Source organism: Streptomyces sp. NPDC058308 (assembly GCF_042880275.1).
Classification (GTDB): Bacteria; Actinomycetota; Actinomycetes; order Streptomycetales; family Streptomycetaceae; genus Streptomyces.
The window spans coordinates 155,763-169,654 of sequence record NZ_JBHVZA010000001.1 but is presented as its reverse complement, the minus strand read 5'-3'; the positions used below and the strand labels follow the sequence as shown (position 1 = coordinate 169,654).

General features: G+C 71.3%; 13 protein-coding genes and 1 pseudogene. 9 read left to right on the top strand and 5 right to left on the bottom strand.

Annotated features, from left to right (window positions below):
- Positions 1-90 precede the first annotated feature (90 nt).
- From shc to ACFVYL_RS00445, 7 genes are all read left to right on the top strand, one after another.
- On the top strand, positions 91-2,115 hold the full coding sequence (gene shc, locus ACFVYL_RS00475) for a squalene--hopene cyclase (RefSeq protein WP_389712065.1): 2,025 nt from the start codon (positions 91-93) through the stop codon (positions 2,113-2,115).
- Positions 2,115-2,768, top strand: coding sequence for a 1-hydroxy-2-methyl-2-butenyl 4-diphosphate reductase (locus ACFVYL_RS00470; RefSeq protein WP_389712064.1), 654 nt, complete (start codon positions 2,115-2,117; stop codon positions 2,766-2,768). Before shc ends, ACFVYL_RS00470 begins: the two co-directional genes overlap by 1 nt.
- A gap of 5 nt (positions 2,769-2,773) precedes the next feature.
- Positions 2,774-3,796 carry an adenosyl-hopene transferase HpnH gene (hpnH, locus tag ACFVYL_RS00465; protein WP_389712063.1) on the top strand — a complete coding sequence of 341 codons (1,023 nt, stop codon included), beginning with the start codon at positions 2,774-2,776 and terminating at the stop codon, positions 3,794-3,796.
- An 86-nt stretch (positions 3,797-3,882) separates the two neighbouring features.
- Positions 3,883-5,793 (top strand): 1-deoxy-D-xylulose-5-phosphate synthase, encoded by a 1,911-nt coding sequence (gene dxs, locus ACFVYL_RS00460; RefSeq protein WP_389712062.1) that lies wholly within the window; start codon positions 3,883-3,885, stop codon positions 5,791-5,793.
- Positions 5,790-7,175 (top strand): aspartate aminotransferase family protein, encoded by a 1,386-nt coding sequence (locus ACFVYL_RS00455; protein WP_389712061.1) that lies wholly within the window; start codon positions 5,790-5,792, stop codon positions 7,173-7,175. The genes dxs and ACFVYL_RS00455 overlap by 4 nt, the downstream gene beginning before the upstream one ends.
- Positions 7,176-7,277: 102 nt before the next feature.
- Positions 7,278-7,928: a helix-turn-helix domain-containing protein gene (locus ACFVYL_RS00450; RefSeq protein WP_389712060.1), complete on the top strand. Its 651-nt coding sequence runs from the start codon at positions 7,278-7,280 to the stop codon at positions 7,926-7,928.
- A 53-nt stretch (positions 7,929-7,981) separates the two neighbouring features.
- On the top strand, positions 7,982-8,098 hold the full coding sequence (locus ACFVYL_RS00445; RefSeq protein ID WP_389712427.1) for a DUF6126 family protein: 117 nt from the start codon (positions 7,982-7,984) through the stop codon (positions 8,096-8,098).
- A 41-nt stretch (positions 8,099-8,139) separates the two neighbouring features.
- On the opposite strand, the gene ACFVYL_RS00440 is transcribed toward ACFVYL_RS00445, so the two are convergent.
- Together ACFVYL_RS00440 and ACFVYL_RS00435 are read right to left on the bottom strand one after the other, a co-directional pair.
- A complete protein-coding gene (locus ACFVYL_RS00440; RefSeq protein ID WP_389712059.1) occupies positions 8,140-8,946 on the bottom strand; it encodes a tyrosine-protein phosphatase in 807 nt (268 codons plus the stop codon).
- A 227-nt stretch (positions 8,947-9,173) separates the two neighbouring features.
- Positions 9,174-9,962, bottom strand: coding sequence for an ArsR/SmtB family transcription factor (locus ACFVYL_RS00435; protein ID WP_389712058.1), 789 nt, complete (start codon positions 9,960-9,962; stop codon positions 9,174-9,176).
- A gap of 309 nt (positions 9,963-10,271) precedes the next feature.
- Here ACFVYL_RS00435 and ACFVYL_RS00430 point away from each other — a divergent pair, with 309 nt between their 5' ends.
- Positions 10,272-11,105, top strand: a complete 834-nt coding sequence (locus ACFVYL_RS00430) for an SGNH/GDSL hydrolase family protein (RefSeq protein ID WP_389712057.1) — start codon at positions 10,272-10,274, stop codon at positions 11,103-11,105.
- Positions 11,106-11,180: 75 nt separating this feature from the next.
- Here ACFVYL_RS00430 and ACFVYL_RS00425 read toward each other — a convergent pair whose 3' ends face one another.
- Positions 11,181-11,444 carry a hypothetical protein gene (locus tag ACFVYL_RS00425; RefSeq protein ID WP_389712056.1) on the bottom strand — a complete coding sequence of 88 codons (264 nt, stop codon included), beginning with the start codon at positions 11,442-11,444 and terminating at the stop codon, positions 11,181-11,183.
- An 86-nt stretch (positions 11,445-11,530) separates the two neighbouring features.
- Positions 11,531-11,800: pseudogene (locus tag ACFVYL_RS00420) on the bottom strand (acetyl-coenzyme A synthetase N-terminal domain-containing protein); the annotation flags it as partial.
- Between the two features lie 17 nt (positions 11,801-11,817).
- On the opposite strand from ACFVYL_RS00420, the gene ACFVYL_RS00415 reads away from it, so the two are divergent.
- Entirely contained in the window at positions 11,818-13,023 is a 1,206-nt protein-coding gene (locus ACFVYL_RS00415; RefSeq protein ID WP_389712055.1) for an MBL fold metallo-hydrolase, read from the top strand.
- Between the two features lie 34 nt (positions 13,024-13,057).
- Here the strand turns inward: ACFVYL_RS00415 and ACFVYL_RS00410 are convergent, their stop codons facing one another.
- Entirely contained in the window at positions 13,058-13,576 is a 519-nt protein-coding gene (locus tag ACFVYL_RS00410; protein WP_389712054.1) for a CGNR zinc finger domain-containing protein, read from the bottom strand.
- Positions 13,577-13,892: the final 316 nt, after the last annotated feature.

Below are 13,892 nucleotides of genomic sequence, written 5' to 3'. Positions count from 1 at the left end.
GACGCCCAGGCAGTCGCCGGCCGGCGCGTCGCGTCGGCCGACGGCGGACCCACAGCAGACGTAGCCACCGCACTGCACGAAGGGGAAGCCATGACAGCGACGACCGACGGAAGCACCGGAGCGGCCACGCCCCGAGCAGCCTCGGCCAGCCAGACCACCGAATCCGTGGACCGGACCGACAGGGCCGTCGCGACGTCGGACACCCGCGAAGCCGCCGCGGGCGCCATGCGCCGGTCCACGGAATACCTGCTCTCCCGGCAGGACGCCCAGGGGTGGTGGAAGGGCGACCTCGAGACCAACGTGACCATGGACTCCGAGGATCTCCTGCTCCGCCAGTTCCTCGGGATCCGGGACGAGCCGACCACGCGCGCCGCCGCGCTGTTCATCCGCGGCGAGCAGCGCGACGACGGCACCTGGGCCACCTTCTTCGGCGGGCCCGGCGAACTCTCCACCACCATCGAGGCGTACGTCGCGCTGCGTCTGGCCGGCGATCGGCCCGACGAGCCGCACATGGCGAAGGCCTCGGCCTGGATCCGCGAGCACGGCGGCATCGCATCCGCCCGGGTCTTCACCCGGATCTGGCTCGCCCTGTTCGGCTGGTGGAAGTGGGACGACCTGCCCGAACTCCCGCCCGAGCTCATCTACTTCCCCCAGTGGGTGCCGCTCAACATCTATGACTTCGGCTGCTGGGCGCGGCAGACCATAGTGCCCCTGACCATCGTCTCCGCCAAGCGTCCTGTACGCCCCGCGCCCTTCGCCCTGGACGAGCTGCACACCGACGCGCGTGTGCCGAACCCCGCCAAGCCCCTCGCCCCCGCGGGCAGTTGGGACGGCATCTTCCAGCGGCTCGACAAGGCGCTGCACGTCTACCACAAGGTCGCGCCGCGCTTCGTGCGCAGGGCCGCGATGAACAGCGCGGCCCGCTGGATCATCGAGCGGCAGGAGAACGACGGCTGCTGGGGCGGGATCCAGCCGCCCGCCGTCTACTCGATCATCGCGCTGCACCTGCTCGGCTACGACCTGGACCACCCCGTACTGAAGGCCGGGCTCGCCTCCCTCGACCGGTTCGCCGTGTGGCGCGAGGACGGCGCCCGCATGATCGAGGCCTGCCAGTCACCGGTGTGGGACACCTGCCTGGCGACCATCGCGCTCGCGGACGCCGGACTGCCCGCGGACCACCCGCAGTTGGTCAAGGCCGCGGACTGGATGATCTCGGAGCAGATCGTGCGGCCGGGCGACTGGTCGGTGCGCAGGCCCGCCCTCGCGCCGGGCGGCTGGGCCTTCGAGTTCCACAACGACAACTACCCGGACATCGACGACACCGCCGAGGTCGCCCTCGCGCTGCGCCGAGTCGCGCACCCGGACAAGGCGCGCCTGGAGAACGCCATCGAGCGCGGGATGCGCTGGACCCTCGGCATGCAGTCGAAGAACGGCGCCTGGGCCGCCTTCGACGTGGACAACACCAGCCCCTTCCCCAACCGGCTGCCGTTCTGCGACTTCGGTGAGGTCATCGACCCGCCGTCCGCCGACGTCACCGGCCATGTGGTGGAGATGCTCGCCGTTGAGGGCAAGTCCCACGACCCCCGCACCCGGCGCGGCATCGAGTGGCTCCTCGCCGAACAGGAGGAGAACGGCGCCTGGTTCGGCCGCTGGGGCGTCAACTACATCTATGGCACAGGGGCGGTGGTGCCCGCCCTGGTCACGGCGGGCCTGCCGGCCGCGCACCCCGCGATCCGGCGGGCGGTGAAGTGGGTCGAGTCGGTGCAGAACGACGACGGCGGCTGGGGCGAGGACCTGCGCTCCTACCGCGACCGGGGCTGGGTCGGGCACGGCACGTCGTCCGCCTCGCAGACCGCCTGGGCGCTGCTCGCACTGCTCGCGGCGGGAGAGGGCGAAGGCAAGTCCGCGGAGCGGGGCATCGCCTGGCTCGTCGAGAACCAGCGCGCGGACGGCTCCTGGGACGAGCCGTACTTCACCGGCACCGGCTTCCCCTGGGACTTCTCCATCAACTACCACCTGTACCGGCAGGTGTTCCCGCTCACCGCGCTCGGCAGGTACGTCAACGGAGAGCCCTTCGCGAAAGGCTCCGCCGCACATCCGGGCAAGGGCAGCTGATGGACCGGACCCCGGCCCCGCGGCCGGGCCCCGTGCCGCTGCTGATCGCCTGCGCGCTCGGCATCGAGCGCCTCGCCCTGCGCACGGGCGACCGCAGCGGCGCCCCCCGCCCCATGACGGTGCTGCGCACCGGCATGGGCCCCAAGAACGCCGAGCGCGCCGTCGACGACGCGCTCGGCAAGGAAACCCTGCGCGACGCGGCCGTCCTGGCCACCGGCTTCTGTGCCGGACTCGCCCCCGGTATGCGCCCCGGCGACCTCGTCGTCGCCGAGGAGACCAGGGACGCGCGCGGCAGCACCGCCTGCACGGGGGCCGGTCTGCTGGTCCAGGAGCTGGCGCGGGCCCTGCCCGGACGCGCCGTGCACACCGGACCGCTCACCGGCTCCGACCATGTCGTACGGGGCCAGGAGCGCGGCGAGCTCCTGGCCACCGGCGCGATCGCGGTGGACATGGAGTCCGCCGCGACGCTGCACAGCGCCGTACGCGCCGGAGATCGGCCCGTTGCCGCCGTCCGGGTGGTAGTGGATGCTCCGCAGTACGAACTCGTCCGCATCGGCACGGTGCGCGGTGGAATATCAGCTTTCCGCGTTCTTCGTGCCGTGCTTCCCGCTTTTTTCGAATGGCACCGTTCTTCTTTGCTCCCTCGGAGGTGAGCCAGATGGCCATGCCGCTGCGCCAGACCATCAAGGTCGCGACGTATCTCTTTGAACAGAAGCTCCGCAAGCGTGACAAGTTTCCTCTGATCGTCGAGTTGGAGCCGCTCTTCGCGTGCAATCTCGCGTGCGAGGGATGCGGAAAGATCCAGCACCCGGCCGGCGTGCTCAAACAGCGGATGCCGGTGGCCCAGGCCGTGGGCGCCGTCCTTGAGTCCGGTGCGCCGATGGTGTCCATCGCGGGCGGCGAACCGCTGATGCACCCTCACATGGACGAGATCGTGCGGCAGTTGGTGGCGAAGAAGAAGTACGTCTTCCTCTGCACCAACGCCATGCTGCTGCGCAAGAAGATCGAGAAGTTCACGCCTTCCCCGTACTTCGCGTTCGCCGTGCACATCGACGGCATGCGGGAGCGGCACGACGAGTCCGTCGCGAAGGAGGGCGTGTTCGACGAGGCGGTGGAGGCCATCAAGGAAGCCAAGAAGCGCGGTTTCCGGGTGACCACCAACTCCACCTTCTTCAGCAATGACACGCCGCAGAACATCATCGAGGTCCTCAACTACCTCAACGACGAGCTGCAAGTCGACGAGATGATGCTCTCGCCCGCCTACGCCTACGAGAAGGCGCCCGACCAGGAGCACTTCCTCGGCGTCGACCAGACCCGGGAGCTCTTCAAGAAGGCCTTCGCCGGCGGCAACCGGCGCCGCTGGCGCCTCAATCACTCGCCGCTCTTCCTGGACTTCCTGGAGGGCAAGGCGGACTTCCCGTGCACCGCGTGGGCGATCCCGAACTACTCGCTCTTCGGCTGGCAACGCCCCTGCTACCTGATGAGCGACGGCTACGTACCCACGTACCGCCAGCTCATCGAGGAGACCGACTGGAGCAAGTACGGCCGCGGCAAGGACCCGCGGTGCGCCAACTGCATGGCGCACTGCGGCTACGAACCGACGGCAGTCCTCGCCACCATGGGCTCCCTCAAGGAGTCCATCAGGGCGGCCCGCGAGACGGTCTCGGGGAACCGCGGGTGACGCACGTGAACGGGCGGGCCGGGGCACTCCGTCAGGGGTGCCCCCCGTCACCGTGAGCTGAGAAGAACCAGAGAGGGGGCCCGAGCATGACCATTCTCGAGACCATCCGGGGGCCGCGGGACCTGAAGAGGCTTTCCGGGGCCGAGCTCGACGAACTGGCGGGGGAGATCCGGGAGTTCCTGGTGCACGCGGTCGCCAGGACGGGCGGCCATCTCGGGCCCAACCTGGGGGTGGTGGAACTCTCCATCGCGCTCCACCGGGTCTTCGAGTCGCCCGTCGACCGGCTCGTGTGGGACACCGGCCACCAGAGCTACGTGCACAAACTGCTCACTGGGCGGCAGGACTTCTCCAAGCTCCGCGGCAAGGGCGGCCTCTCGGGCTACCCCTCGCGCGAGGAGTCCGAGCACGACATCGTCGAGAACAGCCACGCCTCGACCGCGCTCGGCTGGGCGGACGGCCTCGCCAAGGCGCGCCAGGTCCTCGGCGAGCGGGGGCACGTCGTCGCCGTCATCGGGGACGGCGCGCTCACCGGGGGCATGGCCTGGGAGGCGCTCAACAACATCGCCGCGGCGAAGGACCGGCCGCTGATCATCGTCGTGAACGACAACGAGCGCTCGTACGCGCCGACCATCGGCGGGCTCGCCAACCACCTCGCCACGCTCCGCACGACGGACGGCTACGAACGGGTGCTCGCCTGGGGCAAGGACATACTCCAGCGCACCCCCGTCGTCGGAAAGACGCTGTACGAGTCGCTGCACGGGGCCAAGAAGGGGTTCAAGGACGCCTTCGCGCCGCAGGGCATGTTCGAGGACCTGGGGCTCAAGTACGTGGGGCCGATCGACGGGCACGACATCGGCGCCGTCGAGTCCGCCCTGCGGCGCGCGAAGCGCTTCCACGGCCCCGTGCTCATCCACTGCCTGACCGACAAGGGCCGCGGCTACGAACCCGCGCTCGCCGACGAGGCGGACCGCTTCCACACCGTGGGCGTCATGGACCCGCTCACCTGCGAGCCGCTCGCGCCCGCCAACGGGCCTTCCTGGACCTCGGTGTTCGAGGACGAGATCGTCCGCATCGGCGCCGAGCGCGAGGACGTCGTCGCCATCACCGCGGCGATGCTCGGCCCGGTCGGCCTGACGAAGTTCGCGGCGGCCCACCCCGACCGGGTCTGGGACGTCGGCATCGCCGAGCAGCACGCCGCGGTGTCCGCCGCCGGGCTCGCCACGGGCGGCCTCCACCCGGTCGTCGCGCTCTACGCCACGTTCCTCAACCGCGCCTTCGACCAGCTTCTGATGGACGTCGCGCTGCACCGGTGCGGGGTCACCTTCGTGCTCGACCGGGCGGGGATCACGGGCGTCGACGGCGCCTCCCACAACGGCATGTGGGACATGTCCATCCTGCAGGTCGTGCCGGGGCTGCGGATCGCCGCGCCGCGCGACGCCGACCAGCTGAGGGCGCAGCTGCGGGAGGCGGTCGCCGTGGACGACGCGCCGACGCTGCTGCGGTTCCCCAAGGAGTCGGTGGGGCCCGCGATCCCCGCCGTGGACCGGCTCGGCGGCATGGACCTGCTGCTGACGGACGACGATCCGGACGTGCTGCTCGTCGCGGTCGGGGTGATGGCGCCGGTCTGCCTGCAGGCCGCCGAGCTGCTCCGGGCGCGCGGACTGCGCTGCACCGTCGTCGATCCGCGCTGGGTCAAGCCCGTCGACGCCGAGCTGCCCGGGCTCGCCGCGCACCACCGCCTCGTGGCGGTCGTCGAGGACAACAGCCGTGCCGCCGGGGTCGGCGCCGCGGTCGCGCTGGCCCTCGGCGAGGCCGAAGTGGACGTGCCCATAAGGCGGTTCGGCATCCCCGAGCAGTTCCTCGCGCACGCCAAGCGGGGCGAGGTCCTCGCCGACGTCGGGCTCACGCCGGTCGAGATCGCGGGACGGATCGGCGCCACGCTCGCGGCCAAGGAGGGCGCACAGGAGCAGGGTTCAGGCAAGGAGCACAGCGCATGACCAAGGAGTTCGACCTCGGCAGACTCCTCGCCGAGCGGGGCGCCGAGCGGTACGAGCTGCACACGCGGCACCTCAACCACCAACTGCCGCGCATGCTGCACACCATCGGCTTCGACAAGGTCTACGAGCGGGCCGAGGGCGCGTACTTCTGGGACGCGGAGGGCAACGACTACCTCGACATGCTCGCGGGCTTCGGCGTGATGGGTCTCGGCCGGCACCACCCCGTCGTACGCAAGGCGCTGCACGACGTCCTCGACGCCTCGCTCGCCGACCTCACCCGCTTCGACTGCCAGCCGCTGCCCGGCCTGCTCGCGGAGCGGCTGCTCACGCACAGCCCGCACCTGGACCGGGTCTTCTTCGGCAACAGCGGCACGGAAGCCGTCGAGACGGCGCTGAAGTTCGCGCGCTACGCGACCGGGAAGCCGCGGGTGCTCTACTGCACGCACGCCTTCCACGGGCTGACCACCGGCTCGCTCTCCGTCAACGGCGAGGACGGGTTCCGGGACGGCTTCGCGCCGCTCCTTCCCGACACCGCGGTGCCGCTCGGAGATCTGGACGTGCTGCGCCGGGAGTTGCTGAAGGGCGACGTCGCCGGGCTGATCGTCGAGCCGATCCAGGGCAAGGGCGTGCACGAGCCGCCGCCCGGGTATCTGCGCGCGGCCCAGGAGCTGCTGCACCGGCACAAGGCGCTGCTGATCGCCGACGAGGTGCAGACGGGCCTCGGCAGGACCGGCGACTTCTACGCGTACCAGCACGAGGAGGGCGTCGAGCCCGATCTGGTCTGCGTCGCCAAGGCGCTCTCGGGCGGCTATGTGCCGGTCGGCGCGACGCTCGGCAAGGACTGGATCTTCAAGAAGGTCTACTCGTCGATGGACCGGGTGCTCGTGCACTCGGCGAGCTTCGGCTCGAACGCTCAGGCCATGGCCGCCGGGCTCGCGGTGCTCGCCGTCATGGAGGACGAGAAGGTCGTCGAGAACGCCCGGGTGACGGGGGAACTGCTGAAGTCCCGCCTCGGCGCGCTCGTGGAGCGCTACGAGCTCCTGAGCGAGGTGCGCGGCCGGGGCCTGATGGTCGGCATCGAGTTCGGGCGGCCCAAGTCGCTGAAGCTGCGCGGGCGTTGGACGATGCTGCAAGCCGCCCGGAAGGGGCTCTTCGCGCAGATGGTCGTCGTACCACTGCTGCAGAAGCACCGCATCCTCACCCAGGTGTCCGGGGACCATCTGGAGGTCATCAAGCTGATCCCGCCGCTGACCGTGGGGGAGAAGGAGGTGGACCGTTTCGTGGCCGCCTTCACGGCGGTGATGGACGACGCGCACAGCGGCGGCGGACTGATGTGGGACTTCGGCAGGACGCTGGTGAAGCAGGCGGTCGCGAACCGCTGAAAGACAGGCTCTGAGAGCGGGCGCCCTCCGGCGGAGCTCGCCGGATTTTGCCTCTCGGGCAAGAAATTTGCCCGGGGGGCAACGCTCTGGCTCAATCAGGGTATGAGCCCTGCCGAGCCCACGGAGCCCGACCCCGGGGAAGCCGCCGAGCCGTCACCGGCGGCCGACGCGCTGCCCGCCGTGGCGCCCCAGCTGCGCGAACTGCGCCGCCGGGCGTCCCTCACGCTGGAGGCCGCCGCCCGTACCGCGGGGCTCTCGCCCGCCCACCTCTCCCGCTTGGAGACCGGGCAGCGCCAGCCCTCACTGCCGATGCTGCTCACGCTCGCACGCGTCTACGGTACGACGGTCTCGGAGCTGCTCGGCGAGACGGTCGCTGACCGGGACGCGGTCGTCCGCGCCCCGGACATGGAACCGACCCGGGCGGGCGGCTGGACCTACTGGCAGGCGGGCGCCTCGGGGCGCGGCATGCAGGCGCTGCGCGTGCACGTGCCGAACGGGGCGCAGGGCGACATCGTGCGCGTCCACCCCGGCGAGGAGTGGCTGTACGTCCTGAAGGGGCGGCTGCGGCTGCACCTCGGGGACGCCGTGCACCTGCTCGAACCGGGGGACAGCTCACACTTCGACTCGCTGACCCCGCACCGCATCGCCGCCGCCGACCGGGGCGGCGCCGACTTCCTCTTCGTCCACACCTTGCTGCAGAGCCCCGCCACCGCGCTGTGCCTCCGCGGCCCCACCCAGGGAGAACCGACATGACGGAACCGGAACAGCAGGCACCGCTGCGGCCGGAGCGGCCCGCCCGCACCACCATGCAGGAGAAGTTCCCCCGGGCGCTCTGGGTCCGGCTGATCATCTATGTGGCGGTGGGCCACATCTTCGCGGCCTTCATCTATCTGCTGTTCGAGCTGGGCGCGAAGAACCAGTAGGAGAGCCGATCGGTCGAGGAGCCGCTCAGTCGAGGAGGCGCTCAGTCGAGGAGGCGGTCGCGGAGGCGCTCGCGGGTCTCGGCGCTCACCTTGAGCCCGTCGGTGAAGTAGGTGTCCACGTCGCCCCAGGTCTGCTCGATCGTCTCGTACGCCGCCGCCAGGTACTCGGCGCGGGCGTCGAAGAGCGGGTCGAGAAGCTCCAAGACCTCGGGCGGCGTCGCGTTCGACGAGCTGTCGGAGCGGTGCACCTTGTACCGGCGGTGCGACGCGCTCGACTCGAGGTAGTCGGTCTCTATCGCGTCGCGCTCGACGCCTATGGCGAGGAGCGTCACGGCTATGGAGAGGCCCGCGCGGTCCTTGCCCGCCGCGCAGTGCATCAGAGCGGGCACGCTGTCATCGGCGAGGGCGTACAGCACCTTGCTGTGCTCGGCGGTGCGCTCCTTGATGATCGTGCGGTACGCGGTCTCCATGCGGCCCGCGGCCCGGCCGTCGGAGAGGATCCCGCGCAGCTGGTCGAGGTCGCCGTCGCGCACCATCTTCCAGAACTCGGCGCCGTCGGCCGGGTCGGTCAGCGGCAGATTCACGTTGCGCACGCCGGGCAGCTCGATGTCGGGGCCTTCGAGGCGCTGGTCGGCGGCGTTGCGGAAGTCGAAGACCGTGTGCAGGCCCAGCGAGGCGAGGTAGGCGGCGTCGCTCGCGGTGGCGTGCGCCAGGTGACCGCTGCGGAAGAGCACGCCCGGACGGACGCGCCGGCCGTCCACCGTCGGCAGGCCGCCCACGTCCCGGAAATTGCGCACTCCGGTCAGCTCGGGCTCTGACAGCTCTGTCGGCGGGACCTGCTGTGTCACGGGCTCTCCTCGGAGTCTGCGGCCGGCGCGGCTCGCCGGTGGGTGCGTCTTTGACGATACGACATGGGTACCTGGGGCAATCACCCCTGCGGCGGGCCCTCCTCCCGGGCGCCTCGGCGGCCCTGAGCGGGCACCTCACGAGCTCTTCGCGGGGGTGATTACTCGCTGCTGGCCCGGTCCGGCCGCTGCCAGGTCCGCCGCCTGAGGCGAGCCCTCGATGCGCGCCCTCAGCGGGAGGCGCCGAGGGGTTCGCCGGTCTCCAGGAGCGTCTTGAGGCTGGAGAGGATCGGCGGCCACCCCTGGCTGCACATGGAGTGCAGGGTGCCGGCCGGGTCGAACTCCTGCGTGACGGTCAGCTTGACCTGGTCGCCCTGCGGCTCCAGGTCGAAGGTGACCGTCGACCGGCGCTCGCTCGCGAGCTCCGCCCGCAGCTCCTCGCCGATGCCGTTGGCCTCGGCCCACTGCGTGCTGAAGGTGTGCCAGGTGTACGCGAGCCTGCGGTGCGGTTCGTGGACGAGGACGACCTGCTCGGGGTCCTCCGTGGTGGCTCCGCTCTCGGTCCAGGTCATCGGGGACCCGGGCGCCCAGTCGGTGCCGAAGCTCACGCCCCAGTAGCGGCTGGTGAAGGCCGGGTCGGTCAGCGCCTGCCAGAGCCGCTCGGGGGTGGTGCGGATGTACGTCGTGTACACGAACGTCCTGCTGTCCATGGGGGTCTGCTCCAATGCTCTCTTCAGGTCCGCGAGGGCGTGCGCCCGGCCGCGGTCGAACTGGTTGATCCATCGTTCGGCGATGGCGTTGATCGGAGCGGCGTTCAGGTAGTGCAGCTTCTCCCGCCCCCGCCGCACCGTGGTGACCAGCTCGGCGCCCTCCAGCACGGTCAGGTGCTTGCTCACCGACTGGCGGGCCATGTCCAGGCCCGCGCACAGCTCCCGCAGGGTCTGTCCGTTGCGGTCCCGCAACCGGTCCAGGAGCTGCCGCCGATTCGGATCGGCCAACGCCTTGAATGCCGCGTCCACACGCTGTCACCCCCAGTCATGCAGCTGAAAGGCTGCCTGTCCATGATTGGCACCCAAGCGGCTGCATGTCAATCGGAAGCGGCGTACTCTGCGGTGCCGTGCTGCTGCACCGCGGGCGGGTCGCGGACCGGGCTCGCGGGCGATCTCGACGCGGCGGTGTTCCGGCTGTGCCGGGTGTGACGCGGACCGAAAGGTGGAACCTGCACTTATTCCGAGTTGGACGAAACTTGACCGGTGGCTTATCTCACGCACCGTCAACCCCTCCCTACGGTGGCGTAGGTCACTTAGGGAGGTGAAGGATGTTATCCCGTGAGCGCAGAGTCGACATCCTTCATCAAACACCCCATCAACAACGGCGTATTCAACTCCTACGCGGCGCTCGGCGACAGCTTCACCGAGGGCGTGGGCGACCCCGGACCTGACGGCGCCTTCGTCGGCTGGGCCGACCGGCTCGCCGTCCTCCTTGACGACCGGGTGCCCGAGCACACCTTCCGGTACGCCAACCTCGCCGTCCGCGGCAAGCTCCTCGACCAGGTCGTCGAGGACCAGCTGCCGCGCGCCAAAGAGCTCGCCCCCGACCTGGTGACCTTCTGTGCCGGGGGCAACGACATCATCCGTCCCGGCACCGACCCCGACGAGGTCGCAGAGCGGTTCGAACGGGCCGTGGCCGACCTCTCCTCGGCGGTCGGCACGGTCATGGTGACCACCGGCTTCGACACCCGCGGCGTCGCGGTGCTCAAGCACCTGCGCGGCAAGATCGCCACGTACAACATGCACGTCCGTGCCATCGCCGACCGGTACGGCTGCCCCGTGCTCGACCTGTGGTCCCTCAGGACCGTGCAGGACCGCCGGGCCTGGGACGGCGACCGGCTGCACCTCTCCGCCGAGGGGCACACGCGCGTGGCGCTGCGCGCCGGTCAGGTCCTGGGCCTCGACGTGCCCGCGGACCCCGACCAGGCGTGGCCGCCGCTGCCGCCGCGCGGCACGCTTGAGGTGCGGCGCGACGACATCCACTGGGCGCGCGAGTACCTGGTGCCGTGGATCGGGCGGCGCATCCGGGGCGAGAGCTCGGGCGACCACGTGGAGGCGAAGGGCTTCCGCAACCCGCACACCATCAAGATGCAGATCGAGGCCGCTTCCTGAACGACGGCCACTGGATCGATTCTGCGAAAACCGACAGGCGCCCCGTACGCGGGGCGCCTGTCGGTGTGTCCGCCCTCACCGCGCCCCGTACCGGGCCGGCGACTCGGTGATCTCGGCCAGCACCGCGGGGTCCTCGATCGTCGCCGGTACGGCGTAGTCGCGGCCGTCCGCGATGGCCCGGACCGTCCCGCGCAGGATCTTCCCGGAGCGCGTCTTGGGCAGGGGCGGCACCGGCACCACGCGACGCGGCGTGGCGACGGCGCCGATCCGGGACCGCACCAGCGCGCGCAGCTCCGCCTCGACCTCGGCCGCCGGGCGGTCCACGCCCTGGCGCAGCACGACCAGGCCAAGACGTGGCGGTCCAGGGCGTTGTGACAGGTGTTCAGCTCGCCGCCCGCGAACCAGCGGGGCGCGGCCGGCGCGGCCGCGTCCAGGACCGCGGCGGGCGGGACGTACCAGTCGACGGCCTCGGCCGCACGGCCCCAGAAGGCCGCCGCATCGAGGAGGCTCTCGCGGTAGGCGCTCTCGTAACTTGTCGGCCTGGGCAACCGGGCACTCCGATCGTCGGGTGCGGCGGCGTCGGCGGAGATCCAGGGGAGACCCGGGGGAGAGATCCCGGCGGACGTGGCAGGGGTCTCGGTCGCCCGCGCAGGACTCGCCGCGGGCCGGTGGACATAATGGAGAGGCCTATCCACCCCCCTCAGGAGGTCCCGTGTCCCGGTCCCTGATCCCCGGGCTCCGCTCGCTGCGCACCGCCCCCTTCGGCGCGGATCCCGCAGGTGCCCGGCTGGCCCGGATCCGCAGATCCCCGAATTACTCCGTTGCCGAGGGGTCCTTCCAGAACCCCGTGGGCGCCCGGACCCGGCCGACCGGGTCCAGCCTGGAGTTCGCCAAGATCTACTTCCGAAGGGAGGAGCGGCTGCGCCGCGGCCCGGCGGGGACGATCCCGGTGCACCCCACGACCCTCGCCGACCTCGCCGAGCCGCCGGCCGACGGCCTGCGGGTCACCTGGATGGGTCACTCCAGCGTCCTGGTGGAGATCGACGGGCACCGGGTGCTCTTCGACCCGGTGTGGGGCGAGCGGTGTTCGCCGTTCTCCTTCGCCGGGCCCAAGCGGCTGCACCCGGTGCCGGTGCCCCTCGCGGCGCTCGGCCCGGTCGACGCCGTGGTGATCTCGCACGACCACTACGACCACCTGGACATGCCCACCATCAAGGCGCTGGCCGGGACCGACACGGTGTTCGCGGTCCCGCTCGGCGTCGGCGCCCACCTGGAGCGGTGGGGCGTACCGGCGGACCGGCTGCGCGAGCTGGACTGGAACGAGACGGCGAAGGTGGGCGGGCTGACCCTGACCGCCACCCCCGCGCGGCACTTCTGCGGCCGTGGACTGCGCAACCAGCAGCACACGCTGTGGGCGTCCTGGGTGGTGGCGGGACCGGAGCACCGCGTCTACCACAGCGGCGACACCGGCTACTTCCCCGGCTTCGGTGACATCGGCGCGGAGCACGGCCCGTTCGACGCCACGATGATCCAGATCGGCGCGTACTCGGAGTGGTGGCCGGACATCCACATGACGCCCGACGAGGGCATGCAGGCCCACCTGGACTTGCAGGGCGGCCGGCCGCGGGGCGTGCTTCTGCCGATCCACTGGGGGACGTTCAACCTCGCCCCGCACGCCTGGTCGGAGCCCGGCGAGGGCACGGTCGCGGCGGCGCGCCGGGCGGGCGCCACGGTCGCGCTGCCCTGTCCCGGTGAGCCCTTCGAGCCCGGGGCGGACTCCGTGCCGGGTTCCCTGTGGTGGCGCGGGGTGGCGGTGGAGCCGCACGGCGGCTGGCTCGGGGCGTCGACGCTGGTCGTCCGCTCGGTCGCGGGGCCCACGTCGGACAGCGGGGAGCACGAGACGACGTCCGTCGGGTAGCGGTGCCACCGGTGCCGGGGGTCGCTCGCGTCGCTCAGGCGGCGCGAGCGCGGTGCCGGCGGACCGCGTCGCGGTTGGCGCAGCGCTGGGAGCAGTAGCGCTGCCGCCCCGTACGGGAGGTGTCGGCGAAGATCCTGGCGCACTCGGTCACGGCGCAGCGCCGCAGCCGGTGCATGCCGCGGCCCGCCAGGTGCAGCGCGGTGCCGACGGAGATCAGCGAGAAGAGCAGGGCGCCGAGCGGCTGCCGGGCGTCGCGGTAGTGCAGGTGCCAGCCGCTGCCCGCGTGGTCGGTCAGCCGCGGGTAGGCGGCGGCCGACGCCAGCATGGCGTTGATCAGCTCGGCGCGCTCGTGTTCTTCGGTGGCGTCGACCACCTTCTCCCAGGCGTCCAGGGTGGCCCGGGTGTGCGCCAAGTCCTCGGGCATGACCGGCCGTTCCAGGGTCAGGCCCGCGGCGACGCAGCGGTCCGCGAGCTCCTGGGCGTCGGCCGGGCGGTGGTTGGCGAGGTCGGCGGCCAGGTTCACGGCGCCTTCGCCGTAAGGGTTGAGATGCATAAGGCCATTACAGCGGGCTGACGGCCAGGAGTCACCATCGGCTGGTACGGCCGACCGCCGTCGCCCTGGCGGCGACGTTCCGAGGAGGGCGCCGCCGCTCCTCGTGCGAGAGCCGCTCCCCGTACGAGACCTGAATCGGACCTGCGTACGAGGTGAATCGGACCCCCGTGCGAGGCGTCACACCAGAGCGGGACGCTGCACCGCTGACTTTGTCAACTGCCCACCGCACGTGATGCGTTGCCGACTACCGTGAGTGGCCGTCGGGCGACGCAGGGATCACGACGCAGGGCTGACGTCGCGACCTGCCGGCCGGCAC

Coding starts and splice junctions, on each gene's coding strand:
- shc (WP_389712065.1), top strand. CDS start 91: ATGACAGCGACGACCGACGGAAGCACCGGAGCGGCCACGCCCCGAGCA.
- ACFVYL_RS00470 (WP_389712064.1), top strand. CDS start 2,115: ATGGACCGGACCCCGGCCCCGCGGCCGGGCCCCGTGCCGCTGCTGATC.
- hpnH (WP_389712063.1), top strand. CDS start 2,774: ATGGCCATGCCGCTGCGCCAGACCATCAAGGTCGCGACGTATCTCTTT.
- dxs (WP_389712062.1), top strand. CDS start 3,883: ATGACCATTCTCGAGACCATCCGGGGGCCGCGGGACCTGAAGAGGCTT.
- ACFVYL_RS00455 (WP_389712061.1), top strand. CDS start 5,790: ATGACCAAGGAGTTCGACCTCGGCAGACTCCTCGCCGAGCGGGGCGCC.
- ACFVYL_RS00450 (WP_389712060.1), top strand. CDS start 7,278: ATGAGCCCTGCCGAGCCCACGGAGCCCGACCCCGGGGAAGCCGCCGAG.
- ACFVYL_RS00445 (WP_389712427.1), top strand. CDS start 7,982: ATGCAGGAGAAGTTCCCCCGGGCGCTCTGGGTCCGGCTGATCATCTAT.
- ACFVYL_RS00410 (WP_389712054.1), bottom strand. CDS start 13,576: ATGCATCTCAACCCTTACGGCGAAGGCGCCGTGAACCTGGCCGCCGAC.